Genomic DNA, 25,357 nt, shown 5'->3' with positions numbered 1-25,357 from the left:
CAGGTGTCAGGCTCCGAGCTGCTTGCGGACCTCGGCAGCGAGAGCGGCGCCGTCGACGCGGCCCTCGGTACGGGGCTTGAGGAGTCCCATGACCTTGCCCATGCCACGCATCCCGTCCTCCGCCGCTCCTGACTCGGCGATCGCCTCGGACACCAGGGCGGACACCTCGTCGGTGCTCAGCTGCGCGGGGAGGTAGTGGGAGAGGATGACGGCCTCGTCGCGCTCCTTGGCGGCGAGCTCCGGCCGGTTGCCCGAGTCGTACGCCTCCGCCGCCTCACGTCGCTTCTTCGACTCGGAGGTGATCACGGACTGCACCTCGGCGTCGGTCAGCTCCTTGGCCTGCTTGCCGGCGGTCTCGGCCTTGCTGATCGCCGCGATCACCATGCGCAGCGTCGACGCCCGCAGGGAGTCGCGTGCCTTGATGGCGGTGGTGAGGTCCTGACGCAGACGATCCTTGAGGTCGCTCATGTCGCCCATCATCGCGCAGGCGGACCTCGACCGGCACGCCGATTCCCTGCCCACGCGTGTGGCACTCTTGCTGCGTGCGTACCTGGGCCAAGGCGGCGACCGCCGTGACAGCGACCGGCGTCGGCACCCTCGCGTACGCGTCCCTCTACGAGCGCCACGCGTTCGTGGTCCGCGAGGTCGATGTGCCCGTGCTGCCGCCGGGGTCCCGGCCGATCACGGTGCTGCAGATCTCGGACGTCCACATGACGCCCGGCCAGACCCGCAAGCAGCGGTGGTTGCGCAGCCTCGTCGAGTACGAGCCGGATCTCGTCGTCAACACCGGCGACAACCTCGCGCACCTCGAGACGTTGCCCGAGGTGCTGGACGCGTACACCGACCTGCTGAACGTCCCCGGCGTGTTCGTGTTCGGCTCGAACGACTACTACTCCCCGACGATGAAGAACCCCGTGCGCTACCTCGTCGGGCCGTCTGGGGTGCGCCGCCGGACCGCCGACCTGCCGTACGAGGAGATGCGTTCGGCGTTCACCGGAGCGGGGTGGCTCGACCTCAACAACGCGACCGGCGCGATCGACGTCCGCGGCTCGTCGCTGTCGTTCGCCGGCCTCGACGACCCGCACGTCGGCCGCGACGACCTGGACGCGATCCCTTCGGTCGCCGACCCGTCGGCCGACCTCGCGGTCGCCGTCGTCCACGCGCCCTACCTTCGCGCGATCGACGCCTTCAACGTGCAGGGATACCCGCTGATCCTGGCGGGCCACACGCACGGTGGGCAGCTCCGGGTGCCCGGCTTCGGGGCGCTCGTGACCAACTGCGACATCGACCGGCGACGTGCCCGCGGCCTCCACCAGCACCGTACGGCCGGTCACGACGCGTCGTCGTTGCACGTGTCGGCGGGGTGCGGCACCTCCCCTTACGCGCCGGTGCGCTTTGCATGCCGACCCGAGGCGACGGTGCTCCGGATGCGTCCGGTAGACTCTCCGAGGAATTGAGCGCGGGTCACCCGCGCGAGGTTCTGCTCGTGCTGGTTGCGAGGGCCACGGGGTGTGGCGCAGCTTGGTAGCGCGCGTCGTTCGGGACGACGAGGCCGCAGGTTCAAATCCTGTCACCCCGACATGGAAAAGCCCCGGATCCTTTCAGGGATCCGGGGCTTTCGTGTCTCTCGATGCGCACTCCTTGGTGCTGAGTAAGGAACACGCTGCCAAGGTAAGGTTGCTGCATGCCAACCGCTACCGTGACCTCCAAGGGGCAGATCACCATCCCGGCTGCAGTCCGGGCCTCTCTCGGGTTGCACGCCGGCGACCGCGTGCAGTTCATCGAGCTGCCCGACGGCAACTACGAGCTACGCCCGGCGACCAGTTCGGTCCGAACCCTGAAGGGGTTCTTCGGCCCGTGGGACGGCGACCCTGTCACGGTCGAGGAGATGGACGCCGCGATCGGCGACGCGGTGACCGACCGGTGATCGGTCTGGATTCGAACGTGGTCATCCGCTACGCCGTTCGCGACGATGAGCGCCAGACCGCACGAGCCGACGCGGTGATCGACCGACTCACATCGGACGATCCTGGATACCTCAGCCTCGTGGTCCTCGCCGAGACCTGGTGGGTGCTCGACCGCGCGTACTCCGTCCCACGAGCTCGACGGCTGAAGTTCTTCGAGGCCCTCCTCGACTCCCAAGAGCTTCGCACCGAGAATCCCGACCTTGTCCGCTCCGCCCTGCGACGCACGCGTGCAGGCGCGGACTTTGCGGACGCGCTAGTCGTCGAGGCGGGCATCGACGTGGGCTGCACACGGGTGATGACGTTCGACAAGCGGGCAGCGAGGCACGCCGGGATGACGCTGATCACCTGATCACCGTCACCCCGACGTCTCATCGGCGGCTCTCAGCGGCGCGAGATCCTCACTCGTCTGGTGTCGTACGTCCCGGTCAGGTGGCCGGGTCGTACGGCGTACACCCGGACGCGCACGCGCTTGCCCCGGTCCTTGCGCTTCACCCGGTAGGCCGCCTGCGTCGCGCCCCGGATCTTCTTCGTGCCGCGGTACCACTGGTAGCGCAGGCGCGACGGCGTCGGCGCGAACCCGCTCCGTACGAGGCCTCGGATGCGCAACCGCTTGCCCACCCGCTTCTGACCCGCGATCCGCGGCTTCGGCGTACGCACGTAGCGCGGCGCCACGCCGTGTCGCACCGTCGCAGTCGCCACTGAGCTGGCGGTCCCGCGTGCGTGGCTTCCGGCACTGGCGATGACGAGCACGCTGATGCGGCGGCCGCGGTCGGCGGCGACCAGCCGGTACGCGCTGCCCGTCGCCCCGCTGATCAGGGCGCCGTTGCGGTACCAGCGGTAGGCGTAGTCCGTCGCCGCCGGACTCCAGGCGCCGGCACCGGCGCTGAGGACGCCGCCGACCCGCGCAGCTCCGCGAACCACGGGTCGGGCGCGGGCGATGAGCAGCTGCCCGCTCAGCAGGCTCGCACCCGTCGTCATGCTGGGGTTGCGCGCGGTGAGCTGCCGGCTCTGGTTGCGTCCCAAACCCCACACCATCCCGTCGGCGGTGCGCAGGAGGGTGTGGCTGCTGTTGGTCGCGGAGATCCCGACCACGTCGGACGTGACGCGTCGGCTGAGGTTCAGGAAGGAGGTCACATGCAGCGGGATGCCGCCGACCTGGCTGTGGTCGTTGCTCCCGACCCCGTACGCCTCCCCGTCCTCCCCGAGGGCGACGGTGTGCTTCTCGCCGGCGCTGATGGCGACGGCGTCGAAGTTGACGTCGAACGTGAGGGGCTGCATCAGCGTCAACGTCGTGCGGACGCCGCTCGTACCGGTCAGCTGTCCGACGTCGTTGAGCCCCGTTCCGTACATCCTGCCGTCGCTCGCCAGCACGACCGAGTGGCGCCACCCTGCTGCGACCGCGACGGGAACCTTGCCGACCGGGAACCCGGTCAGGGGCGTCAGAACCGTGCGATTGCCGGTGCCGGTCAGCTGACCCTGGTCATTCAGTCCGGCCCCGTAGACCACCCCGTTGTCGCCCACCACGAGGCTGTGCACGGCGCCTGCGGCGATCGCCTTCGCCCGAACGCCGGCAGGAAGCCCGACCAGCGGCATCAACGTCGATCGATGGCCCGCCCCGGTGAGCTGGCCGCTCCCGTTGTGCCCCGTGCCGCGGACCACGCCGTCGGAGCCGAGGACGAGGGTGAAGGTGTTGCCGGCTGCCACGTCGACCGCCTGGACCCCCGCCGGCATCCCGGACAGCGGCCGAAGTGACGTGGCGAGGCCCGAGCCGGTGATCTGACCGTTGTCGTTCAACCCCGTCCCGTACACCCGGCCGTCGGACCCGCGAACCAGTGAGAACCACGTCGGGCCCGCGGCGACCGACACCGCCCGGACACCCGCCGGAAGGCCCGTCATCGGCGTCAGCGTCGTCCGCGCGCCGGTTCCGGTGAGAGATCCGTAGATGTTCACGCCCGTCCCGTACGGGCGCCCGTCGCGACCGATCACCACCGACGCCACGTTCCCCGCGGCGATCGAGGGCGCGGCCTCGGGCGGCGCGACGGCGTACGCGGGCGTGCTGCCGCTCCCGACCGCGAGGGTGCTCGCGATCACGGTCGTGACGGTCAGGAGGGCGAGGCGGCGCATGGGTGGGCTCGATTCGTACGAACGGCTGCGGTCATGACCTTCGCAGTCTCACGATCGAGCAGCGCGCGCTACATCCGTGGTGACCACCAGGGTGAGCGTCCGTGGCGAGGACCGCTCAGTCGAAAAAGGTGCTCAGCGCCGTCCGCTCCCGGATCCCGAGCTTCCGGAAGACGCTCGCGAGGTGGTACTCGACGGTCCGCTGCGAGATCACGAGGCGCTCCGCGGCGTCCGCGTTCGACATGCCGGCGACGACCTCGCGCGCCACCTCGAACTCGCGTGGGGTGAGCGCTGCGAGCGGGGACGCCGCATCGACGACGTTCGCGCGCCGCGACCCGCAGGCCGCCAGCTCCGAGCGGGCGCGCGCCTCCCACGCGTCAGCACCGAGCCGTACGAACTCGGCGAGCGCAGCGTCGAGCTGCACCCGGGCGTCCGCCTTGCGCCGGAGCCTGCGCAGCCGCAGGCCCCAGCTGAGCTGCGCGCGGGCACGCTCGAACCCGTACGTCGCCTCGTCGTGGAGGCGGACCGCCTCCTCGAAGCCGGCGTCGACGTCGGCCGGGCCGGCGAGCAGCGCACGACATCGCGCCGCCCACGCGAGCGACAGACCATGCTGATCGCGCGTGGCCCGCCTCTCGTACTCGTCCAGCTCGCCGAGCAGCTCGCCCTCACGGCCACAGTGCCAGTAGGCCTCGAACTGGTTGACGAACCGCGAGGTGTAGGCGAGGTTCTCGCCGCCGGTCGCCCGCTCGAGCGCGGCGGCCTGCTCGAGGACCGTGGCCGCGGCGGAGAAGTCCGCGGTCGACAGCAGCAGCATGCCGCGGACACAGGCCTCGCTGTGCGCGAGCGCCGGGCTCTGACGCTCGGTCACCTCCGCCCCGCGCGCCAGCAGCGCCTGACACTCGTCAGCGAGACCCTGACAGGCCCGGATGTAGGCGTGCCGGAGCAGGATGTGCGCGTAGGGCCCGGTGAAGTCGTGGTCCCGCGCCGCCTGCCCCGCCGCAGACAGCTCGAGCACCGCGCGCGACCACTCACCGCGCCGCTCCCACACGATCATCGTGATCGCGTTGGTCGACAACCGTGCGGCGCTCTGGCCGCCGGTGACCCGAGCCAGCTCCTCGCACCGCCGGGCAACCTCCACGCAGCCGTCGAGGTCGCCGAGGTGCGCCAGTCCCAGCCCGGCGAAGCCGAGCGCAAGCGTGGGGTCCGACCGGGCGCCGTCGACCGAGCCGAGCCAGTCGCCACGCAAGAACTCACCTGCGCCCTCGGCGCCGGTCATCAGGTCGAGGACGTCGAGGAGAGCGCGCTGCTCGACGGGGAACTGCTCCTCCGGGACGAGCGTACGAAGGGGGTCGGCGTACGCCGTGGCGCGGGCGACGTCGCCCCATGCCATCCCGTGGGAGACCAGCGAGATCACGAGGTCGAGTCCGACGGCCGCGGGCTCGCCTCCCCGTCGTACGAGGTCGAGTCCGAGGCGGGCGAAGTGGTCCGACTCGACCGGGGGCTCGTCCTGCGACCAGAGCGCGGCCATCACCAGGAGCGTCGCCCACCGGGCCCGGTCCAGCTCGTGCGGAGCGCTGGCGACAAGGGTTCGCAGCAGGCGTGTCGCGGGCCCGGCCGCGCGGGCTTGCATGTACGCCTGCGCCGCGAGCGCCACCAGCCTGCTGCGCTCGGCCGCGGAGGGTTCATGGGCCGCCGCGGACTCCCAGGCGAGTGCCGCCTCCGCGGGCGCACCTTGACGTGTCGCCTGCTCGGCAGCAGCCACGAGAGCGGCCACGATGCTGGCGTCACCCACCTGGCCGACATGCCGGAGGTGGGCGGCGTGGCGTACGGGATCGTCGCGGAAGCAGGTCGCCAGGATGCTGTGAGCGCGTTCGAGGTCGCCGACGGTCGCAGCGGCCTTGACCGCCGCGCCCAGTGTCGGGTGGACCGGCACCCAGCTGCCGTCACGAGGCGTCACGAGTCCGAGCCTCTCGGCCGGATCGAGGTCGACGGAGGTGAGCCCGGCCGCGGACAACGCACGATTCGTGGTGGCACCGTCGAGGTCGTCGAGCGCGACGAGCAGCACCGCGAACCGGCTCGACTGCGACAGCGCCTCGATGCGTGGGGCGTACAACGACTCCAGGGACGGACCGATGCGGAGCCGGGCCGGGAGCGGCTCGCGCCCGCGTCGTTGCTCGTCCCGCAGGTCGAGCGGGGCCTCCGCGAGGGCGAGCGGCAGACCACCCGCCTCGACGGCGATCCGCTCCGCGACGACGGCGCTCATCCCCGGGTGGCGCAGCCGGAGCAGCTCCCGCGACTCCTCGCGGGAGAGCGGCATGAGGACGGTGGTCGTACCGATCCCCCGCAGCTCCTCGCTGACCGGCGCTCGAGTGACGAACCAGAAGACGACCGGATCGGCGTCCAGGCGCCTCGCCGCGAACACGAGGGCCTGGCGTGTCGACGCATCGAGCCACTGCACGTCGTCGACCGCGACCGCGACGAGACCCGCGGTGGCCAGCTCCGAGAGGAACCACACGAGCGAGCTCGCCACGGGAAGGCGGTCGGTCGGGTCGCCGAGGCTGAACGCGACGGCGCCGGCCAACGCGTGGGCGCGAGGATCGGGATGGGCGGCGAGGGTCGACTCGTACGGCGCAAGGAGCTGGTGCAGGCCGGCGTACGGCAGGTCCGACTCGGCGACGTGTCCCGCCGCGCGCAGCACCGTGGCCTCGGGGGCGAGCGTCTCGGACGCTGCGTCGAGGAGTGCCGACTTGCCGCTGCCCGGTGCTCCCGAGACGACGGCGACGCGTGAACGCCCGGCTCGGGCGTGCGCGACCGTGGCCGCAAGGATCCCGAGCTCCTCGTCCCGCCCGATCAGCATGGAACCTCCTCGGGCCAGGGTATCGGCGCCCGGGGTGAGGCGTCCGCGGCTGTGCGTGCGTACGCGAACACGCACAGAGTGGCTCGCGGTCAGTCGGGGAGGGTAGGCATCGCGAAGCCCTCGCCGCGGGTGACCAGCGAACCCCGCAGGACCGCCGCCGAGCCGAACCGCTCGCGCACGTCGTCCAGCGCGAGGTCGAGGGTCGCGGTGTCGGGCTCGCCGAACGGCAGCTCGAGCTGCACGCCCGCCTGCGGGTCGAACCCGCTGACGCTGACGCCGACCAGCGTGCACCCGCGCTCGGCGATCATCGGCTCGGCGACGTCGAGGAGCGAGCGAGCGACGAGGAGCAGGCGCTCCGTGCGTGCGGTCGGCCGCGGGAGCGTGTGGGACCGGGTGGCGCGCTCGAAGTCGTCGAAGCGCAGCCGCAGCGTGATCGTACGGCCCTCGCGCTCCGCCTTGCGCATCCGCCGTGCCACCCGGTCGACGAGGCCGGCGAGCGCGGAGTCGATCTCGGACATCGTCTTCGGGCGGCGGCCCAGCGCCCGCTGAGCCCCCACGGAGCGCCGACGAGTCCCGGTGACCACGGGGCGCGGGTCGCGCCCGTTGGCCAGCGCGTGGAGGTGGTACGCGGCGGCGCGGCCGACGTACGAGGCGAGCGCGTGCGGCGGGACGGCGGCGAGGTCGCCGATGCGTTCGACGCCTCGCGCGCGCAGCTTGGTGGCGGTCTTGACGCCCACGCCCCACATCCGCTCGACGGGGAGCGGGTGCAGGAAGGCGCGCTCGCCCTCGACCGGCACCACGAGGAGGCCGTCCGGCTTCGCGAACGCGCTCGCGACCTTGGCGAGGAACTTCGTCCGGGCGATCCCGACCGTGATCGGCAGCCCCACCTCGTCGCGCACACGCTGCCGCAACCCGGCCGCGATCGACTCCGGCGACCCGACGAGACGGGCGAGCCCGCCGACCTCGAGGAAAGCCTCGTCGATCGACACCGGGTCGACCAGCGGCGTGGTGTCGCGAAAGACCTCGAAGACGGCCTTGCTCGCCGCCGAGTACGCGTCGAACCGGGGTGACGCGACGACCGCGCCCGGGCACAGCGACTTGGCCTCGACGATGCCCATGGGGGTCCGCACCCCGTAGGCCTTGGCCTCGTAGCTCGCGGCGACCACCACCCCGCCCCCGACCAGGACCGGACGGCCCCGCAAGGCGGGATCGTCGCGCTGCTCGACCGACGCGAAGAACGAGTCGAGGTCGGCGTGCAGGATCGTCGCCTCGCCGTTCATCGCGCCGCGTCGTTCAGGCGGTCTTTCGCTCGGTCGTCCATCGAACACATGTTCGCATACTCCGCCGCCACTCTTGGCCAGATCTCAGGCAGCATTCACCTCCCGTCCACCCGCGCCTCGCCCCTGCTCCACCACCTCTGGCGACGCTCGAAGCATGAACGAGCAGATCACCACGATGCGCCGACCACGAGTCGTCGCGCACCGGGGCGCGAACGACGTCGCGCCGGAGAACACGCTCGCCGCTGTCCGAGCAGCGGTCATGATCGGCGTCGATGCGGTCGAGGTCGACGTCCAGTCCACGCGCGACGGGGTCCCCGTCGTGCTCCACGACGCGACGCTCGCGCGCACGACCGACATCGCGCGGCGGTTCCCGCACCGCGCCGATGACCCCGTGTCCACCTTCACCTACGCAGAGATCCGTCAGCTCGACGCCGGCTCCTGGCGCGGCGACACCTTCGCCGGCGAACCCGTGCCGACGCTGGAGCAGGTGCTCGACGCCCTCCGCGCGACCGGTGTCGGGCTGCTCCTGGAGATCAAGCACCCGGAGACCCAGCCCGACCTGGTCCCCGCGGTCGCGGACGTCCTGTCGTGCTTCTCGCCCGGCGTCGCCGTCACCGTCCAGAGCTTCGACGCAGCGTCCCTGCGGACGTTCGGTCGACTCCTCCCGGAAGTCCCGCGGGGCCTCCTGGTGCACCACGCTCCGCGCCAGCCCGTCCTCGAGGCCTGGGCGTCAGCGGTGAACCCCTGGTACGGGACGGTGAGCTCCAGCTACGTGCGCCGTGCGCAGCTCGCGGGCCTCGAGACCTACGTCTGGACGGCGAACGCGCGCGCGGCGATCCTGCGCGCGGCTGACGCCGGCGTCGAGGGCATCATCACCGACCGGCCGCAGCGTGCGCTCGACCTCCTGCGCAGCACGAGCCGGAAGACGAGCGTCCGATGAGCGCCGTCGGGCTCACACCCCGGCACCGAGGCCAGCGTCCCGTGCTGTGGCTACGGCTCCGGCGCGGTCTCGCACGCCAAGTTTCGTCAGGAGGTTCGAGACGTGGTTACGGACCGTCTTCTCACTGAGCGAGAGCGTCCGGGCGATCGCCGCGTTGCCCATGCCGCGTGCCACCAGGTCGAGCACCTCCAGCTCGCGGTCGGTGAGCTCGGGGAACGGACGCGGCCCGCTCGCGGAGCCCCCCGACGGGGGTGACGCGACGTACGAGAGCGCGCGGTCCGCGACACCGTGACCGACGACGAGGTCACCGACGGCCACACCGCGGATCGCCCGCTCCAACCGGTCCGGTGCCGACGACTTGAGCAGGTAGCCACGCGCTCCGGCCCGCATCGCGGCCAGCACCGACACGTCGTCCTCGTGCATCGTCACGACCAGCACCTTGAGGCCCGGGTGCGCGGCGACGAGCTCGCGGGTGAGGACCACACCGGACTCCCCGGCGAGGTCGAGGTCCATGAGGACGACGTCGACGGATCCGTCGATCTGCGCCCTCGCCTGGTCGGGCCCTTCCGCCTGGCCGACGAGCTCGATGCCGTCGAGCGAGCTGAGGAGCCCGGCGATCCCCAGCCGGAACACGGGGTGGTCGTCGACGACGACCACACGGATCGGATCGGTCACGAGACTCCTTCGGGCGCTTCGGCCCGCTGCGGCGGCAGCGGCTCCTCGGCACGGGGGACGAGCGGCAGCGACGCCTCCACGCGGGTCCCGCGGACGCCGTGCGCGGACACCACGACCTGACCACCGAGCTCGCTCGCGCGCTCCATCATGGCCCGGAGGCCGACGCCTTCGCGTGCCTGGCGTGCGATGCCGCGGCCGTCGTCGGTGCACACCACCCGGAGGGCGCGTTCGTCGGCGCTCACCACGATCGTGCAGGCGTCGGCACCGCTGTGCTTGGCGGCGTTGGTCACCGACTCGCTCGCGATCGCGTACGCCGCAGACGCGACGGGCATCCCGAGGCGCGGCAGCGAGCCGCAGCGCAGCGTGACGCCCATGCCGTTCTGACGCCACCGCGCGGCCATCTCCTGGAGCGCCGGACCGAGCCCGAGCTGCTCGATGGCCGGCGGGAGGAGGCTGTGGGAGAGGACGCGGACGTCCTCGATGCGTTGATCGAGCTCGCTCGACAGGCTGACGAGCAGCGACTCGGCGAGGTCGGGATCGGTCCGCAGCGCGTTGCGTACGCCCTGGATGCCGAGGCGCAGCCCCGCGAGCCAAGGGCCCAGCCCGTCGTGGAGCTCGCGGCGGATGACCTTGCGCTCCTGGAGCCGTGCCGTCGTCAGGCGCTCGCGGGCCGCATCGGCGTCGCGGAGCGCGAGGGTCAGGGCGAGACCGGCCGCCAGCAGGTCGCCGAGGTCCTCGATGGCCTTCACGGTGCGCGTGCCGAGCCACTCGCCGGGCGGCACGGTCACGACGAGCCGACCGGTCTCCTGACCACGGTGCACGACCGGCAGGTCGAGGGCGTTGGAGGACGGCACGCCGTACGACGCCACGTCGACGTCACCCACCCGCAGCGCGACCGACTGCAGCCGCAGCGAGCTCGCGACCTGCGCGACGAGCACGTCCAGCAGCTCGCGCTCGTCGTCGGAGGCGAACCCCGCACCGATCCGGGTCATCGCACGGTGCGGTTGCAGCGCGTCGCCGTACACGAGCGCACCGACACGGCTGCCCGCCCACTGGCGCAGGAACGGCGCGGCGAGGACGACGACCACCGCGGCCGCGACCTGGCTCGCCTGCTCGTCGCCCACGGCCTGCTGCACACCGAGCACCGCGAGGACGTACGCGCCGACGAGGAGGACGACGAGGATGGCGGCGACGAGCGCCCGGCTCACCGCGATGTCGATGCCCCACAGCTGCTGACGGAGGACCACGACGAGGATCGCGCCGGAGAAGAGCACCTGGCAGACGAGGTGCGTCACGGCCATCGTCCACGGCGGGATCGCGTACCAGAGGAGCGGCACGAACGAGAGCGACATCGCGGTCACGCCGAGCGTGAGCCACCCCAGGGCCACCCGGTCCCGCTCGGCCGGCTCGTGGCGCGCGCGCCAGGCGACCGCCGCCGCCGTGAGGAGCCCGAGGACGATCGTGACAGCGAGGAGACCCCGTGGGTCGGACATCGGGAAGAGGAGCCGCTGCCCGGTGAGCGCCAGCGTCGTGACCACGCCGAGCGCGAGACCGGTGCGCGACCACGGCCCGAGCGCGCGGTCGCGCAGCAGCCACGGGACGACGACGAAAAGCGCCAGGGTGCCGGGCACCCACGCCCAGCTGAACCACGACTCGACCCAGGTCAGCGACGGCCACCCCCAGACGGCCACGGCACCTCGGTACGCCCCTCCGAACGCCGCCATCCCGCCGCCGACAGCGGCCACCGCCAGCAGCCACGCGACGGGATGGCGCCGCCGCGCCAGGAGCGCAGCGGCCACGGTGCCGTACACGAGCGCCACGCTGGCGTCGACGAAAAGGAAGAGCGCGTCCGGGCCGATCGACGGCGTCGTCATCAGGTAGATCAACGACGCGCCGAGGCCGAGCACCCAGGCCACGAGGGCCACCGCGCGTGCTGCGCGCGGGGACCCTTGGGCAGGGACCGGAACGGTGTCCGACAGGGAGCTGGCGGGCGCCGCAGGATCGTCCATGATCCTCCGACGATAGGGGAACGAGCCCGCCCCCGTTGGTGCTTTCCACGGGCTCGTTCCCGCCACCTGGCCGGCCGGTTCCCCCGATCCGGCGGCCAGGATCCCGCTCCTCCCTGCCGGTCGCGTCATGCCGCGGCGTTCCGGTACGCCCTGTCGCCGACGGTGAAGCCGATCGCCGTGACGAGCAGCCAGAGAGGTCCGACGAAGCCAGCCATGTACTGCAGCGGCGAGATGCCGACGAGCAGGGTGAGACCGCCGAGCGTCGCACCGACGATGCCGATCCAGCGCGGCGCAGCGCCGTGCTTGAACGCCGCGACGGCGATCGCCACACCGGCGAGGCCCGCGCCGACCCACAGCCACGGGATCGTCGCGATCCAGTGGTTGTAGAAGGCGATGGTCTCCGGAACGTCCTTCTCGACGACGTCGGCGGCGAACAGGAACTCCGTGTCGAGTCCCGAGCCCAGCAGGTTCGCGACGGCCGTCAGCCCGATGCCGGCCGCGGCGACGCCGCCGAGCAGGCTCCCGGACGGCAGCGCGGCGTTGAGCCGCCGCACCAGACCGAGCCCGAAGACGACGAGGCCCACCATGCCGGTGAGCATCGCGACGTGCATGACGATCAGCTGACCCTTGGCGTCAGCGAGCCGGTTGGCGATCGCCGTGGGGTCCGAGTAGTCGAGATCGGGGTCCCACAGGCCCATCGACACCACGATCGTCACCAGCCCGAGGGCGGCGGCGGCGATGCCGCTGACGGCCCAGGCGCGCGTACGGACCGGGGTTGCGGACTGCGTGGTCCCCGGAGGGTCGGCGAGGAAGACCTCGCCCATGGACGTCGGATCCTTCATGACTGTGCCTTTCTGGTCGTTGTTGACCAGAGCACTGTCGCGGTCCCGGCGTCCCGGGTCCCAGGGCTCGGTGTCCCGACCTGCCGGGACGTTCCGCGGGCGGTGGCCCGGGCATCAGGAGCCGGGAAGCTCCTTGCGCTGCTGCCGGCGGACCTTGCGCTCGAGCTTCGCGCGCTCCTTGGCGACGTACTTGTCGCGGCTGGCCGACTTCTCGATCGCGTCGGCGAACGCGATAACGGCGACGATGATCGGCCACGGGAAGTGAGGGTTCCAGCCACCCGCGAAGCTGATCGCCAGCCAGATCCCGGTGCAGATCAGCGTGATCGTGATCGACTCGACCCACGCGTCGCGTCGTTTGCGCTCGTACGCCTTCACCGCCTCGCGCTCGAGGTCGGGGCCGCTGCGACGCACCGGCGGCGCCGCCGCACCGGTCGCCGGCACGAGGTCGTCCATCAGTGGGAGCATGTCGCCGAAGGTCCGCAGGCGCTCGGCACTCTCGGCCCGCTCGTCGTACTCCTCGCGGCTCAACCTGCCGTCCGCGAACGCCTCGCCGAGCACGTCGGCGAGCACGGCGCGGTCGGCATCACCGGCGCGTAAGCCGGACACCTCGGGATCGCGCGGGTCGCGCGTGAAGCGACCCCACGGGTCGCCGGTGGGAAGGATCTCGCTCACGCGTCCGATCGTTGCACATCGTCGGACCGCTGCAGCCCGCGCTGGCGGGCGGGGAGCACGAACCGGTACGCGTCGAACGCCGGGCCGTCGTCGCCGAACCACCGCACCTCGTACGATCCGAGCGGCGTCCACCCGCGCGCCGCGTACAACGCCCGTGCCGCCACGCTGTGGGCGACCGCCTCGAGCGCGAGGGCGCGCTCGGTGCGGGCGGCGTACGACTCGACGGTGTCCAGGAGCGCGCCGGCGGCTCCCGTCCCCCGGGCAGCGGGCGACACGAAGAACCGTGACAACGTCAGCGCCTCCGCTGGGTCGACGCCCAGGGCGGCGGCCGAGACGGGGTCGGCTCCGACCTGAAGGGCGGCCTGCCCGACGACGACGCCGTCGAGCTCCACGGTCCACGCGGGGCCGTCGGGTGCGGTCAGCCACCCCGCCCTCACGTTCGTGCGCATGATCGGGTAGCGGTCACGCTCGTGGACGAGCGCGAGGACGTCGACGAGCGCCGGGACGTCGTCGGCGACCCGACGGCGTACGACCGGGGCTGCGGCGCTCACCGCGTCAGCATCGGGCACCCCCGTCACCGAGCAGCGCTCTGTCATCGAGCAGCGATGAGCTCGGCGATCTGGATGGTGTTGAGCGCCGCTCCCTTGCGGAGGTTGTCGTTGCTGATGAACAGCACGATCCCGCGGTCTCCGTCGATGCTGGCGTCCTGGCGGATCCGGCCGACGAGGCTGGGGTCCGCGCCGGCGGCCTGGAGCGGGGTCGGCACGTCGACGAGCTGCACGCCCGGCGCCTCGGCGAGCAGGGCCCGTGCACGATCGGGCGTGATCGCCTCGGCGAACTCGACGTTCAGCGACAGCGAGTGACCGGTGAAGACGGGCACCCGCACGCAGGTGCCGGCGACCCGGAGGTCGGGGATGCCGAGGATCTTGCGCGACTCGTTGCGGAGCTTCTGCTCCTCGTCGGTCTCCTCGGTGCCGTCGTCCACGATCGAGCCCGCGAGCGGGATGACGTCGAACGCGATCGGTGCGACATACTTCTGGGGCTCCGGGAAGTCCACCGCCGACCCGTCGTACGTGAGCGCGCGAGCGCCGGCGACGGCCTTCTCGACCTGGGTCGCCAGCTCCTCGACGCCGCCGAGACCGGAGCCGGAGACCGCCTGGTAGGTGCTCGCGACGAGCCGGACGAGACCGGCGGCGTCGTGCAGCGGCTTGAGGACCGGCATCGCTGCCATCGTGGTGCAGTTGGGGTTGGCGATGATGCCCTTGACGGCCTGATCGATCGCCTCGGGGTTGACCTCCGACACGACCAGCGGGACCTCGGGGTCCTTGCGCCAGGCCGACGAGTTGTCGATGACCGTCACGCCGGCCTCGGCGAACCGGGTCGCCTGGACGCGGGACATCGTCGCTCCGGCCGAGAACAGCGCGACGTCGAGCCCGGTCGGGTCGGCCGTCGCCGCATCCTCGATCACGATGTCCTGACCGGCGTACGAGAGCGTCTTGCCGGCCGAGCGCTCGGAGGCGAAGAAGCGGATCTCGTCGATCGGGAACGCGCGCTCCTGGAGCAGCGTGCGCATGACGCCGCCGACCTGCCCGGTCGCTCCGACGACGCCGATCTTCAGCCCGTTGGCCATGGTTCTGTGCTCCTTGTCAGCGGCCGGAGCCGCCGTAGACGACGGCCTCGACCTCGTCCGAGTCCAGGTCGAACGCGCGGTGCGCGGCACTCACCGCATCATCGATCTGCTGCTCGTTGACGACAACCGAGATTCTGATCTCGGAGGTCGAGATCATCTCGATGTTGACCCCGGCGTCGGCGATCGCCTTGAAGAACTTCGCGGAGATGCCGGGGTTCGTCCGCATGCCGGCACCGACGAGCGAGATCTTGCCGACCCCGTCGTCGTACTGGAGCTGGGCGTAGCCGACCTCGTCCTTGAGGCGCGCCAGCGTCGTCATGGCGGTCTGCCCGTCCGCGCGCGGGAGCGTGAACGAGATGTCGGTGAGACCGGTCGCGGCGGCCGACACGTTCTGGACGATCATGTCCAGGTTGATCTGCGCATCTGCCAGCGTCTCGAAGATGCGGGCGGCCTCACCGACCTTGTCGGGGACCCCGACCACGGTGATCTTGGCTTCGCTGCGGTCGTGCGCAACGCCAGAGATGATCGCTTGCTCCATCACGGGGGCCTCCCCATCGCCTTCGTTCAAGATTTCGGACATCCGCTCCGCGCTCACGACCCACGTCCCCACCTTGGAGGAGAACGAGGAGCGGACGTGGATCGGCATGTTGTTGCGGCGCGCGTACTCGACGCAGCGCAGGTGCAGGATCTTGGCGCCGTTGGCCGCCATCTCCAGCGTCTCCTCGTACGAGATGACCGGGATGCGGCGGGCGGTCGGGACGATCCGGGGGTCGGCGGTGAAGATGCCGTCGACGTCGGTGTAGATCTCGCAGACGTCGGCCTCGAGGGCGGCAGCGAGAGCGACGGCGGTCGTGTCGGAGCCGCCGCGTCCGAGCGTGGTGATGTCCTTGCTGTCCTGGGAGACGCCCTGGAAGCCGGCGACGATCGCCACCGCGCCCTCGCCGACCGCCTTCGTGATGCGGCCCGGGGAGACGTCGATGATCTTGGCCTTGCCGTGCTCGGAGTCGGTGATCACCCCGGCCTGCGAACCCGTGAACGACTGGGCCTGCTGGCCGAGGTTGCCGATCGCCATCGCGAGCAGGGCCATGGAGATGCGCTCACCGGCCGTCAGCAGCATGTCGAGCTCGCGCCCGTCGGGCAGCGGCGACACGTCGTGGGCGAGGTCGAGGAGCTCGTCCGTCGTGTCGCCCATGGCGGAGACGACCACGACGACGTCGTGGCCGGCCTTCTTGGTGGCGACGATGCGCTGCGCGACGCGCTTGATGCTGGCGGCGTCGGACACCGACGAGCCGCCGTACTTCTGCACGACAATGCCCACGAACGTACCTCGGATGTGTGTTGCGATGGTTGTGGCAGGACGCCACGTCGCGCCCAGGACAGTCTAACGGCGCACCCCACGGCAGCCCGGGTCGTCTCGGGGTGCGGGCGACGGGGCGGAGCGCCACGATGTGTTTCGACTGCCGCGCGGCCCCGCGCTGCACTCCAGCGAGAGGGAATCGCCATGCCCCTACGGCCCGAAGAGCACGCGGCGTACGACCGAGACCACGCTGCAGCCCGTGACGTGAGCGTCAACCCCATCTTCGCCCGCGAAGGAGAGGCGACCTCCGTCCCGCGTTTCAAGATGCCGGAGTACTCGCTCCTGCCCGAGACCGCCTACCAGATCGTCCACGACGACGCGATGCTCGACGGGAACGCCCGCCTGAACCTCGCGACCTTCGTCGGCACCTGGATGGACGACCACGCAGGACGCCTCTATCTGGAGGCGGCGGACAAGAACATGGTCGACAAGGACGAGTACCCCGCGACCGCGGCGGTGGAGACCCGCTGCTGGACGATGCTCGCCGACCTCTGGCACGCGCCGGACCCGCTGCACACGATAGGGACCTCGACGATCGGGTCGTCGGAGGCGTGCATGCTCGGCGGACTCGCGCTCAAGCGCCGATGGCGGCACGCCCGCACGGAGGCGGGGAAGTCGAGCGACCGTCCCAACCTCGTGATGTCGAGCGCCGTGCAGGTGTGCTGGGAGAAGTTCTGCAACTACTTCGACGTCGAGGCACGCTACGTCCCGATCAGCGACGACCACCGCTGCCTCGACGGGCACGAGCTCGACAAGTACGTCGACGAGAACACGATCGGCGTCGTCGTGATCATGGGCGTCACCTACACCGGCGCCTACGAGCCGGTCACGGAGATCGCCGCCGCGCTCGACAAGATCCAGGAGGACACCGGCCTCGACGTCCCCATCCACGTCGACGGGGCGTCCGGGGCGATGATCGCGCCGTTCGTCCAGCCGGACCTCGCGTGGGACTTCCGGGTCGACCGCGTGGCGTCGATCAACACGTCGGGGCACAAGTACGGCCTGGTCTACCCGGGTGTCGGGTGGATCGTCTGGCGCGACACCGACGCGCTGCCGGAGGACCTCGTCTTCCGGGTGAGCTACCTGGGCGGCGACATGCCGACGCTGGCGATCAACTTCTCCCGGCCCGGCGCACAGGTGCTCCTTCAGTACTACCTGTTCCTGCGGCTCGGGTGGGAGGGCTACCGCGCCGTCCAGCAGACGTGCTCGGACGTCGCGCAGTACCTCTCGTCGGAGATCGCGAAGTTCGACGCCTTCGACCTGTGGAACGACGGGAGCGACATCCCCGTCTTCGCGTGGCGGCTCAAGGACGGCCACACCGAGAACTGGAACCTCTACCACCTGTCCGACCGGCTGCGGATGAAGGGATGGCTCGTCCCGGCGTACCCGATGCCGGCCGACCTCGTCGACGTCACGGTGCAGCGCATCGTCGTGCGCAACGGGCTGAGCCATTCGCTGGCTGCCCAGCTGCTCGACGACATCCGGACCGAGGTGGAGTATCTCGACGGGCTGAACGCCCCCATGCCCACCACGGGGCAGCACCCGACGTTCCACCACTGAGGCAGTGAGGCACGCAGGGGAGACATAGAGAAGGAAGGGGTCGAGGACCCCTTCCACTCCCAACGTATAGCGCACCCCGGGGCTTGTGGCAAGGCCCGTGTCGCGTCGCACAATCGTCCTCGTGACTCTCAGCGCCTTCGACCTTCCCGACGATCTCGCACCCAAGTCCGACCCCGCACTGATCAGCGACGACGAGCGCCACCTCGCGGCGATCGGGGCCAGTCTCGAGGCCTCGATCGCCGAGCTCACAGAACGTCTCGACGCCACGCTCAAGGAGCCCGGCGGCAAGGGCCAGGCCGCGATGGACCGGGACCTGGAGGTGCACCGGCTGACGGCTCGGCTGCGCGTCCTGCGTCGCTTCGGCCTCGACCTCTGTCTCGGTCGCATGGTCCTCGAGGACGGTGACGTCGTGTACGTCGGGCGGCTCGGCCTCACGGACAGCGACGGCCGCCGGCTTCTGATCGACTGGCGGTCACCCGCGGCGGAGCCGTTCTTCGGGGCGACCCACGCCAACCCGATGGGCCTGGCGAGCCGGCGCCGGTACCGCTGGACCCGAGGCCGCGTCACCGACTACTGGGACGAGGTGTTCACCCCGGACGGCTTCTCGGAGACGGCCGCCCTGGACGACCAGTCGGCATTCATCGCGAGTCTCGCGAGCGCCCGGTCTCCTCGGATGCGTGACGTGCTCGGGACGATCCAGTCCGACCAGGACGCGATCATCCGGGCCGGGTCGCGCGGCGCTCTGGTCGTCGACGGAGGGCCAGGCACCGGCAAGACGGTCGTCGCGCTCCACCGCACCGCGTACCTGCTCTACTCCGACCCTCGCCTCGGGCACCGCAAGGGCGGGGTGCTGTTCGTCGGTCCTCACCAGCCGTACCTGTCCTACGTCGGCGACGTCCTCCCCAGCCTCGGAGAGGAGGGTGTGCAGACCTGCACGCTGCGCGACCTCCTTCCCGAGGGCGCCACCGCGAGGCCCGAGCCGGATCCCGAGGTCGCCCGCCTGAAGGCGACCGCGGGAATGGTGAAGGCGATCGAGCCGGCGGTGAGGCTGTACGAGGAGCCGCCCAGCGAGGGAATGACGGTCGAGACGCACTGGTCCGACGTCTGGCTCAGCGCGTCGGACTGGGCTGAGGCGTTCGGGTCGCCGGATCCCGGGACACCGCACAACGAGGCACGCGACGAGGTGTGGGAGGAGCTGCTGTCGATCCTGGTCGACAAGCACGAGACCGACGACGAGGGGGGCGCGTCACCGGAGATGGTCCGCCGGTCGCTCCTGCAGAACGCGGGACTGGTCGACGCGTTCGCCCGCGCGTGGCCGCTGATCGAGGCGACCGACCTGGTCGGCGACCTGTGGACGGTGCCTGCCTACCTGCGGATATGCGCTCCGTGGCTCGAACCCGACGACGTGCGACTCCTGCAGCGCGACGTGCCCGACGCGTGGACCGCCTCCGACCTGCCGCTCCTGGACGCGGCGCGGCACCGGCTCGGTGACCCGGAGACAGCGCGCCGCAAGCGCCGGCACGCGGCCACCGTCGCCGCCGAGCGAGCGCGCATGGCCGACGTGGTCGACGACCTCGTCCGTTCCGTCCCCGACATCATGTCGGCCGACCCCGACGGCGAGAGCCTGGTGTCGATGCTGCGCGTGGAGGACTTCGAGGACGCGCTGGTGGACGACGCCGCGCTGCCCACCGTCGACCCGGACCTGCTCGCCGGCCCCTTCGCCCACGTCGTCGTGGACGAGGCGCAGGAGCTGACCGACGCGGAGTGGCAGATGCTGCTGCTCCGCTGCCCGTCGCGCAGCTTCACGATCGTCGGCGACCGGGCCCAGGCGCGGCACGGCTTCACCGAGTCGTGGCATGACCGGCTGGAGCGGGTCGGGTTCGACCGGATCGACCTCGCGCCGTTGACGATCAACTACCGGACGCCGGAGGAGGTGATGGTCGAGGCGGCGGAGGTGATCCGGGCCGTGTTCCCGGAAGCCAACGTGCCGACCTCCATCCGCCGGAGCGGCGTCCCCGTCGAGCACGGGCCGGTCTCCGGCCTCGACGCGGTCCTCGAGGACTGGCTCGCCGAGCACTCCGAGGGCACGGCGTGCGTCGTCCGTACCGGCGACCTCGAGCCCACCGTGCCGACGTCCCGCGTCCGCTGGCTGACCCCCGAGCTGACGAAGGGGCTCGAGTTCGACCTCGTCGTCCTCATCGACCCCGACACGTTCGGCGACGGTGTCGAGGGAGCTGTCGACCGCTACGTCGCGATGACCCGCGCGACCCGGCGGCTCGTCGTCCTCACGACAGCGTGACGTCGGCGTGAGACGTCCGGAGGTGGACCGCAATCGGCTGGACTCGTCGTACGGGCGGGCGCAGGCTGAGGGTGCGGCTCGGGCCGCGCATCACGACGGCCCGAGGAGGCACCGATGCTCACCAGCACTGCGTACACGGCCATGGTCCCCGTCCGCGACGTCGCTCGCGCGAGACGGTTCTACGAGGACACGCTGGGCCTGAAGGGCAAGGGGGACACGCTCGACGGTGGGTACGCCTTCGACGCCGGGGACGGCCACGCCCTCGCGCTCCTGCCCGACCCGGACGGCACACCGACGGGGCGGACGACGATCAGCTTCGAGGTTCCCGACGTCGCGGCGGAGGTGAGTGCGCTCGAGGATGCGGGCGTCACGTTCGCCGACTACGACACACCGCAGATCACGACCGAGAACCACGTGGCGTCGTTCGAGGGCGAGCAGGCGGCCTGGTTCGAGGACACCGAGGGCAACGTCCTGTGCATCCACGCCGTCACGGGGTAGTCCGCCCCTCGGCCCGAGCGATCAGCGCGGCGATCCCGTCCAGGAGGAGGTCCAGCCCGAAGTCGAAGGCGGCCTGCCCCAGCTCGTCGTAGCCCGGCTCGTCGACCGCCGGCATCGCCGGCATGCCGGCGGCGAGGCGGGCGAGGTTCGGGTAGACCGCCGGGTCTGCGAGGACCCCGATCATGTTCTCGAACGCGACGACCGGTTTGCCCTCCGCGCGACGTCGCGTCGCTGCCGTGGCCTCCTCGTGCGCCATCCGTGCCTCGGCGAGGGAGTATGCGCTGATCGCGCCGATCGCCTGCAGCTTCTCGTCGTCACGCAGCGGGGTGTCGGCGAGCGCGTCGAGCCCCCGCTCGATCCAGGCGAACGCGCTCGGCCCCATCGGAGGGTTGCTCATCGGCATCTGGGCGAGCCACGGGTGCGAGGCGAGCATCTCCTGCTGGAGGGCAGCCCACGAGCGCATGCGGGTACGCCAGCTGTCCCCGCTGATCTCGACCACGTGGGCGACGGAGGCGCTCTCGTTCCACATCAGGGAGAGGAGCTCGTCCTTGTTGGCGACGTGACGGTAGAGCGCCATCGTGGAGAAGCCGAGCTGCTTGGCGACCCGCGCCATCGACAGCGCGTCGAGGCCTTCGGAGTCGGCGATCTCGACCGCGGCGGCGACGATGGCGCTCGCATCGAGCTCGGGACGCGGGCCGCGGCGACTGCCGCTCCTGCGTCCCCACAGCAGCGCGAGCTCGTCCGGAAGCTGCATCTCGCCGTCGGCCATCGCACCTCCTCGTCCCTGGTCCGGTGGGAGCCACGATAGGGCCTTGACCGGCTCTGCGTATGCCGTATACGGTTTAGCGTATGGCATACACAGTAGAGGTCGCCGGCCTCACCAAGAGCTACGGGTCCACCAAGGTCCTCCGTGGCGTCGACCTCGCGATCGAGACCGGCAGCGTGCACGGCCTCCTCGGCGCCAACGGCGCCGGCAAGACCACCCTCGTGCGCATCCTGGCGACCCTCATCGGGTACGACGGCGGCTCGGCACGCGTGGCGGGCCACGACGTCGCCCGCGAGGCCCGAGCCGTACGCGGGCAGATCAGCCTCACCGGCCAGTACGCCGCCGTCGACGAGATGCTGACGACCCGCGAGAACCTGTCGATGGTCGCCCGGCTCCGGCGGCTGTCCCGAGTCGAGAGCGCCGCCCGCACCGACGAGCTGATCGCGCGGTTCGACCTGGCCGCGATCGCCGACCGGCGCGCCGGGACGTACTCCGGGGGCCAGCGACGCCGCCTCGACCTCGCGATGAGCATGGTCGTGCCGCCGACGCTGCTGTTCCTCGACGAGCCGACCACCGGCCTGGATCCCCGCAGTCGCGACCAGGTCTGGGCGACGGTGCGCGAGCTCGCCGGCACCGGGGTCACCGTGCTGCTGACCACGCAGTACCTCGAGGAGGCCGACCAGCTCGCCGACCGGATCTCCGTCCTCGACGGCGGCCGCATCGTCGCCGAGGGGAGCCCGGAGGAGCTCAAGACGCAGGTCGCCGGCGACGTCGTCCGCCTGACCTACGGCGACGCGGCCGGGTACGAGGCCGCACTCGCCGCGGTGCGTACGCCCGGAGTCACTGCGGATCCCGTTCTCCTCACGGTCGACGTCCCCACCGACAGTGCGCCCGACAGCCTGCGCACCCTGCTCGACACGCTCGCCGCCGCGGACGCGTCGCCTCGCCGCGTCGGCATGCACGCGCCCAGCCTCGACGACGTCTTCCTCACCCTCACCGCGCCGACCCAGGAGGCCCTCCGATGAGCAGCGCCACGACCACGACCCCCGTCACCGCGAGCCGACTCGCCGCGAGCCGTCTCAACGACGTGGTCCTCGACTCGCGCGTGATGATCCGCCGCGGCCTGATCCGCTCGGCGCGCGACCCCGAGGCGTTCTTCACTGCGCTCGCCCTGCCCGTGGCGCTGATGCTGCTCTTCGTCTACGTGTTCGGCGGAGCGATGTCGACCGGCGGAGCGTACGTCGACTACGTCGTGCCCGGGATCATCCTGCTGTGCGCGGGTTTCGGCGCGGGGACGACGGCGGTGGCGGTCGCTGACGACATGACGAACGGCATCGTCGACCGCTTCCGGTCGATGCCGATCGCGGCCGGGTCGGTGGTCGTCGGCCACGTCGTCGCCAGTGTCGCCCGCAACGCGATCGCGACCGCGCTCGTCATCGGCGTGGCCCTGCTCATCGGGTGGCGGCCCGACGCAGGGGTGGCCGAGTGGGTTGCGGCGATCGGCCTCCTCGCGCTGTTCGTGCTGGCGATCTCCTGGCTCGCGGCGACCGTCGGCCTGCTCGCGCGGTCCAAGGACGCGGCGAACGCGTTCACGATGGTGCTGGCGTTCCTGCCCTACGTCAGCACGGCGTTCGTCCCCGCCGACACCCTGCCGACGGCGCTGCGCGGGTTCGCGGAGCACCAGCCGATGACGCCGGTCATCGAGACGCTGCGCAGCCTGTGGATGGGGTCGGGCACGACCGATCAGGTGGTCGGCACCCAGGCCTGGTGGGCACTGGGCTGGTGCGCACTCATCCTCGTCGTCTCGGCGGTGGCCTCCGCGCGGCTGTTCCGGCGCCGTACGGCCTGAGGCCCTGCGGTGGGATGATCGGGTCGATGGAGCAGGCACCCGGGGACTTCGCGCTGACGATGGACGAGCTGCGCACCGTCGCGCGGTTCGCAGCGCAGAGCGCTGAGCAGTCGTTGCCCGTGTTCGAGGCCGAAGACCCGGCCGACCCGCGTCCTCGCGCGGCCCTCGACGCCGCGTGGGCCTTCGCCGACGGAGCCCCCCGTACGGCCCTGCAGCGCACCGCCGCCGTGGAGGCCCACCGCGCTGCCAAGGACGTCATGACCGAGGCGGCCCAGCTCGCGGCGCGAGCATCGGGCGACGCCGCGGCTGCGGCATACCTGCACCCGATCGCGAAGGCGACGCAGGTCGGGCACATCCTCCGGGCGGCCGCGTGCGCGGCGCGCGTCGCCGAGCTGGAGGCAGCAGGCGACGCGGGCGCCGCGGCCGCCTCGCTCGAGGCGGCGCGACAGCGCGCCACACCCGCGCTCATCGACGTGCTCTCGCGGTACCCGGCGGCTCCGGCGGGGCGGGGGCGCGTCGCCGAGCTCATGCGCACCCTCGACAGCGCCCTGCGTCGAGCCGGCGGATAGGCAGCTCACGCGGGGCTGAGGACGATCGGCGGTCGAGGACCCTCGCCAAGGTTGCGTGACACCCACACCCCGGCGTCGCCGAAGCCCACGATGTCGGCCCGCCCGTCTCCGGTGAGGTCGGCGGCCACCCGGAGATGGACCTCGGGCCGCCAGGCCTGCTCGGCGCCGAAGTCGTGGACCACGAGCTGTGGCCCCAGCGGCCCGTCGGTGCCGAGCACGAGCGCCCAGGCGCCGTCCTCGGCGAACCCCAGGAGATCCGCGCCGCCGCTGCCGGTCAGGTCCGCGGCGAGCCGGGGATGGCGGACCGGGTCCCACGCCACCGGGACGGTCGCGCTGCCGAAGAAGGGCAGCACGAGCGTGGGACTGCCGAAGCCACCCGAGCCGTCGCCGGGAGCGATCAGCACGCCGTCCTCACGGAACCCGACCAGGTCCGCTCGACCGTCGCCGCTCACGTCGGCGACGAGACGCGGTCGCGTGGCAACGCTCCAGCCCTGGTTGACGCCGTACTCGGCCAGCACGAACCGCCGCTCGCCGAAGTGCCCCGAGCCGTCGTTCGATGCGACCCAGACCCCGTCGTCGCCGAACCCTACGATGTCCGGTCGGCCGTCTCCGGTCAGGTCCGCGAGGGCGCGCACATGGACGTCGGTGCGCCAGCCGTCGTCGAACGCGAACCCGCCCGGCACACCGAGCCGGGTCGGACCGAACCCACCGGCGCCGTCCGCCAGCGCCACCCACACCGAGTCCTGACCGAACCCCACGATGTCGGCACACCCGTCGCCGGTCAGGTCGGCGAGGACACGGAGGTGGCGGGTGCTGTCCCAGCCTCCACCGACGCGGCCGAAGTCGGCGAGGACCAAGTGCGGAGACTCGAATCCGCCCGTGCCGTCGGCCAGCGCGACCCACACGCCGTCGTCACCGAACCCCACGATGTCGGCGCAGCGGTTCCCCGTCACGTCGACGACGAACCGGGGGTGCGCCGCCAGATCCCAGCCGCCGGCATCGCGCCCGAAGTCCTCCAGGACCCGCGTCGGCGGCGCGAAGCCCCCCGCGCCGTCCCCGCGGGCGACCCACACGCCGTCGTCACCGAAAGCCACGATGTCGCCGCACCCGTCGCCGGTCACGTCAGCGACGACGCGCAGCCGACCGTCCGTACGCCACCCCTGGTCGGCACCGAGGTCCGCCAGGACGAACCGGCTGCGGTCCATCGCGATGCCGTGCGGGATCGGATGGTCCTGGTGCAGCACGAAGACGTCGGACGCGAGCGCGAACCGGTGGTTCTCCGTGAACGGGGGCCAGGGCGGCGTACGAAAGCAGGCGGGCGCTCCCGGGCGCATCGGCAGGAAGCACGTGACGTTCATCCCGGTGGTCCGGTCGAGGACCACCCCGTCCTCGGAGTAGACCGGGAACGTCTCGTCGGGCGCGACACCGCGGACGGCGGGATAGCGCGCATCCAGACCCATGGGTCC

At 71.6% G+C, this 25,357-nt stretch carries 23 protein-coding genes and 1 tRNA gene; 11 read left to right on the top strand and 13 right to left on the bottom strand.

Translation table 11 applies throughout. The features are described from left to right. Positions 1-6 precede the first annotated feature (6 nt). Positions 7-468 carry a GatB/YqeY domain-containing protein gene (locus AB3M34_RS01505; RefSeq protein ID WP_370617311.1) on the bottom strand — a complete coding sequence of 154 codons (462 nt, stop codon included), beginning with the start codon at positions 466-468 and terminating at the stop codon, positions 7-9. Positions 469-542: 74 nt separating this feature from the next. Here AB3M34_RS01505 and AB3M34_RS01500 point away from each other — a divergent pair, with 74 nt between their 5' ends. The 4 genes from AB3M34_RS01500 to AB3M34_RS01485 all read left to right on the top strand — a co-directional run bounded on the left by AB3M34_RS01500 (position 543) and on the right by AB3M34_RS01485 (position 2,316). After that, the gene (locus AB3M34_RS01500; protein ID WP_370617310.1) at positions 543-1,457 is read left to right on the top strand and encodes a metallophosphoesterase; all 915 of its coding nucleotides are present in this window, start codon (positions 543-545) and stop codon (positions 1,455-1,457) included. Between the two features lie 48 nt (positions 1,458-1,505). After that, positions 1,506-1,579, top strand: a tRNA-Pro gene (locus AB3M34_RS01495). 105 nt (positions 1,580-1,684) lie between these two features. Continuing rightward, positions 1,685-1,927, top strand: coding sequence for an AbrB/MazE/SpoVT family DNA-binding domain-containing protein (locus AB3M34_RS01490; protein WP_370617309.1), 243 nt, complete (start codon positions 1,685-1,687; stop codon positions 1,925-1,927). A gap of 17 nt (positions 1,928-1,944) precedes the next feature. Further along, a complete protein-coding gene (locus AB3M34_RS01485; RefSeq protein ID WP_370617308.1) occupies positions 1,945-2,316 on the top strand; it encodes a PIN domain-containing protein in 372 nt (123 codons plus the stop codon). Between the two features lie 32 nt (positions 2,317-2,348). On the opposite strand, the gene AB3M34_RS01480 is transcribed toward AB3M34_RS01485, so the two are convergent. From AB3M34_RS01480 to dinB, 3 genes are all read right to left on the bottom strand, one after another. After that, a complete protein-coding gene (locus AB3M34_RS01480) occupies positions 2,349-4,091 on the bottom strand; it encodes a hypothetical protein (protein ID WP_370617307.1) in 1,743 nt (580 codons plus the stop codon). 115 nt (positions 4,092-4,206) lie between these two features. Next, positions 4,207-6,945, bottom strand: coding sequence for a helix-turn-helix transcriptional regulator (locus AB3M34_RS01475; RefSeq protein ID WP_370617306.1), 2,739 nt, complete (start codon positions 6,943-6,945; stop codon positions 4,207-4,209). Between the two features lie 89 nt (positions 6,946-7,034). Further along, positions 7,035-8,225: a DNA polymerase IV gene (dinB, locus tag AB3M34_RS01470; protein ID WP_370617305.1), complete on the bottom strand. Its 1,191-nt coding sequence runs from the start codon at positions 8,223-8,225 to the stop codon at positions 7,035-7,037. 154 nt (positions 8,226-8,379) lie between these two features. On the opposite strand from dinB, the gene AB3M34_RS01465 reads away from it, so the two are divergent. Then, complete coding sequence (locus AB3M34_RS01465) at positions 8,380-9,165, top strand: glycerophosphodiester phosphodiesterase (protein ID WP_370617304.1); 786 nt, start codon at positions 8,380-8,382, stop codon at positions 9,163-9,165. Between the two features lie 12 nt (positions 9,166-9,177). Here AB3M34_RS01465 and AB3M34_RS01460 read toward each other — a convergent pair whose 3' ends face one another. The 7 genes from AB3M34_RS01460 to AB3M34_RS01430 form a co-directional block, all read right to left on the bottom strand. Beyond that, positions 9,178-9,840, bottom strand: a complete 663-nt coding sequence (locus AB3M34_RS01460) for a response regulator (protein ID WP_370617303.1) — start codon at positions 9,838-9,840, stop codon at positions 9,178-9,180. Then, on the bottom strand, positions 9,837-11,849 hold the full coding sequence (locus AB3M34_RS01455) for a sensor histidine kinase (protein ID WP_370617302.1): 2,013 nt from the start codon (positions 11,847-11,849) through the stop codon (positions 9,837-9,839). Before AB3M34_RS01455 ends, AB3M34_RS01460 begins: the two co-directional genes overlap by 4 nt. 125 nt (positions 11,850-11,974) lie before the next feature. Then, positions 11,975-12,691 carry a hypothetical protein gene (locus AB3M34_RS01450; RefSeq protein WP_370617301.1) on the bottom strand — a complete coding sequence of 239 codons (717 nt, stop codon included), beginning with the start codon at positions 12,689-12,691 and terminating at the stop codon, positions 11,975-11,977. A 114-nt stretch (positions 12,692-12,805) separates the two neighbouring features. Beyond that, positions 12,806-13,363 (bottom strand): DUF1707 SHOCT-like domain-containing protein, encoded by a 558-nt coding sequence (locus AB3M34_RS01445; RefSeq protein WP_370617300.1) that lies wholly within the window; start codon positions 13,361-13,363, stop codon positions 12,806-12,808. Further along, positions 13,360-13,914: a GNAT family N-acetyltransferase gene (locus AB3M34_RS01440; protein ID WP_370617299.1), complete on the bottom strand. Its 555-nt coding sequence runs from the start codon at positions 13,912-13,914 to the stop codon at positions 13,360-13,362. Before AB3M34_RS01440 ends, AB3M34_RS01445 begins: the two co-directional genes overlap by 4 nt. A 41-nt stretch (positions 13,915-13,955) precedes the next feature. After that, a complete protein-coding gene (locus tag AB3M34_RS01435) occupies positions 13,956-14,993 on the bottom strand; it encodes an aspartate-semialdehyde dehydrogenase (RefSeq protein ID WP_370617298.1) in 1,038 nt (345 codons plus the stop codon). Positions 14,994-15,009: 16 nt separating this feature from the next. Further along, complete coding sequence (locus tag AB3M34_RS01430; RefSeq protein WP_370617297.1) at positions 15,010-16,311, bottom strand: aspartate kinase; 1,302 nt, start codon at positions 16,309-16,311, stop codon at positions 15,010-15,012. Between the two features lie 183 nt (positions 16,312-16,494). On the opposite strand from AB3M34_RS01430, the gene AB3M34_RS01425 reads away from it, so the two are divergent. The 3 genes from AB3M34_RS01425 (at position 16,495) to AB3M34_RS01415 (ending at position 20,707) form a co-directional block, all read left to right on the top strand. After that, positions 16,495-17,910 carry a glutamate decarboxylase gene (locus AB3M34_RS01425; RefSeq protein WP_370617296.1) on the top strand — a complete coding sequence of 472 codons (1,416 nt, stop codon included), beginning with the start codon at positions 16,495-16,497 and terminating at the stop codon, positions 17,908-17,910. A 121-nt stretch (positions 17,911-18,031) separates the two neighbouring features. Beyond that, entirely contained in the window at positions 18,032-20,209 is a 2,178-nt protein-coding gene (helR, locus tag AB3M34_RS01420) for an RNA polymerase recycling motor ATPase HelR (protein WP_370617295.1), read from the top strand. Between the two features lie 114 nt (positions 20,210-20,323). Next, positions 20,324-20,707, top strand: coding sequence for a VOC family protein (locus tag AB3M34_RS01415; RefSeq protein WP_370617294.1), 384 nt, complete (start codon positions 20,324-20,326; stop codon positions 20,705-20,707). Here AB3M34_RS01415 and AB3M34_RS01410 read toward each other — a convergent pair. Further along, positions 20,697-21,476, bottom strand: coding sequence for a TetR/AcrR family transcriptional regulator (locus tag AB3M34_RS01410; protein ID WP_370617293.1), 780 nt, complete (start codon positions 21,474-21,476; stop codon positions 20,697-20,699). The genes AB3M34_RS01415 and AB3M34_RS01410 overlap by 11 nt on opposite strands. 80 nt (positions 21,477-21,556) lie before the next feature. On the opposite strand from AB3M34_RS01410, the gene AB3M34_RS01405 reads away from it, so the two are divergent. From AB3M34_RS01405 to AB3M34_RS01395, 3 genes are read left to right on the top strand one after another with little or no spacing between them, the layout of a single operon-like run. After that, complete coding sequence (locus AB3M34_RS01405; protein ID WP_370617292.1) at positions 21,557-22,498, top strand: ATP-binding cassette domain-containing protein; 942 nt, start codon at positions 21,557-21,559, stop codon at positions 22,496-22,498. Then, positions 22,495-23,322 carry an ABC transporter permease gene (locus tag AB3M34_RS01400; RefSeq protein WP_370617291.1) on the top strand — a complete coding sequence of 276 codons (828 nt, stop codon included), beginning with the start codon at positions 22,495-22,497 and terminating at the stop codon, positions 23,320-23,322. Before AB3M34_RS01405 ends, AB3M34_RS01400 begins: the two co-directional genes overlap by 4 nt. 26 nt (positions 23,323-23,348) lie before the next feature. Further along, positions 23,349-23,891: a putative immunity protein gene (locus AB3M34_RS01395; RefSeq protein ID WP_370617290.1), complete on the top strand. Its 543-nt coding sequence runs from the start codon at positions 23,349-23,351 to the stop codon at positions 23,889-23,891. A gap of 5 nt (positions 23,892-23,896) precedes the next feature. On the opposite strand, the gene AB3M34_RS01390 is transcribed toward AB3M34_RS01395, so the two are convergent. After that, complete coding sequence (locus AB3M34_RS01390; RefSeq protein ID WP_370617289.1) at positions 23,897-25,351, bottom strand: FG-GAP repeat domain-containing protein; 1,455 nt, start codon at positions 25,349-25,351, stop codon at positions 23,897-23,899. Between the last annotated feature and the right edge of the window lie 6 nt (positions 25,352-25,357).

This window comes from Mumia sp. Pv4-285, assembly GCF_041320275.1.
Taxonomy (GTDB): Bacteria; Actinomycetota; Actinomycetes; order Propionibacteriales; family Nocardioidaceae; genus Mumia; species Mumia qirimensis.
The sequence above is the reverse complement of the archived record's forward strand: the minus strand, read 5'-3'. Positions and strand labels throughout refer to the sequence as shown.

What these genes read in the sequence shown, in the direction of transcription:
- AB3M34_RS01400 (WP_370617291.1), top strand. Translation starts at nt 22,495, where the DNA reads ATGAGCAGCGCCACGACCACGACCCCCGTCACCGCGAGCCGACTCGCC.
- AB3M34_RS01475 (WP_370617306.1), bottom strand. Translation starts at nt 6,945, where the DNA reads ATGCTGATCGGGCGGGACGAGGAGCTCGGGATCCTTGCGGCCACGGTC.
- AB3M34_RS01425 (WP_370617296.1), top strand. Translation starts at nt 16,495, where the DNA reads ATGCCCCTACGGCCCGAAGAGCACGCGGCGTACGACCGAGACCACGCT.
- AB3M34_RS01505 (WP_370617311.1), bottom strand. Translation starts at nt 468, where the DNA reads ATGAGCGACCTCAAGGATCGTCTGCGTCAGGACCTCACCACCGCCATC.
- AB3M34_RS01395 (WP_370617290.1), top strand. Translation starts at nt 23,349, where the DNA reads ATGGAGCAGGCACCCGGGGACTTCGCGCTGACGATGGACGAGCTGCGC.
- AB3M34_RS01435 (WP_370617298.1), bottom strand. Translation starts at nt 14,993, where the DNA reads ATGGCCAACGGGCTGAAGATCGGCGTCGTCGGAGCGACCGGGCAGGTC.
- dinB (WP_370617305.1), bottom strand. Translation starts at nt 8,225, where the DNA reads ATGAACGGCGAGGCGACGATCCTGCACGCCGACCTCGACTCGTTCTTC.
- AB3M34_RS01455 (WP_370617302.1), bottom strand. Translation starts at nt 11,849, where the DNA reads ATGGACGATCCTGCGGCGCCCGCCAGCTCCCTGTCGGACACCGTTCCG.
- AB3M34_RS01405 (WP_370617292.1), top strand. Translation starts at nt 21,557, where the DNA reads ATGGCATACACAGTAGAGGTCGCCGGCCTCACCAAGAGCTACGGGTCC.
- AB3M34_RS01450 (WP_370617301.1), bottom strand. Translation starts at nt 12,691, where the DNA reads ATGAAGGATCCGACGTCCATGGGCGAGGTCTTCCTCGCCGACCCTCCG.
- AB3M34_RS01465 (WP_370617304.1), top strand. Translation starts at nt 8,380, where the DNA reads ATGAACGAGCAGATCACCACGATGCGCCGACCACGAGTCGTCGCGCAC.
- AB3M34_RS01410 (WP_370617293.1), bottom strand. Translation starts at nt 21,476, where the DNA reads ATGGCCGACGGCGAGATGCAGCTTCCGGACGAGCTCGCGCTGCTGTGG.
- AB3M34_RS01415 (WP_370617294.1), top strand. Translation starts at nt 20,324, where the DNA reads ATGCTCACCAGCACTGCGTACACGGCCATGGTCCCCGTCCGCGACGTC.
- AB3M34_RS01480 (WP_370617307.1), bottom strand. Translation starts at nt 4,091, where the DNA reads ATGCGCCGCCTCGCCCTCCTGACCGTCACGACCGTGATCGCGAGCACC.
- AB3M34_RS01390 (WP_370617289.1), bottom strand. Translation starts at nt 25,351, where the DNA reads ATGGGTCTGGATGCGCGCTATCCCGCCGTCCGCGGTGTCGCGCCCGAC.
- AB3M34_RS01490 (WP_370617309.1), top strand. Translation starts at nt 1,685, where the DNA reads ATGCCAACCGCTACCGTGACCTCCAAGGGGCAGATCACCATCCCGGCT.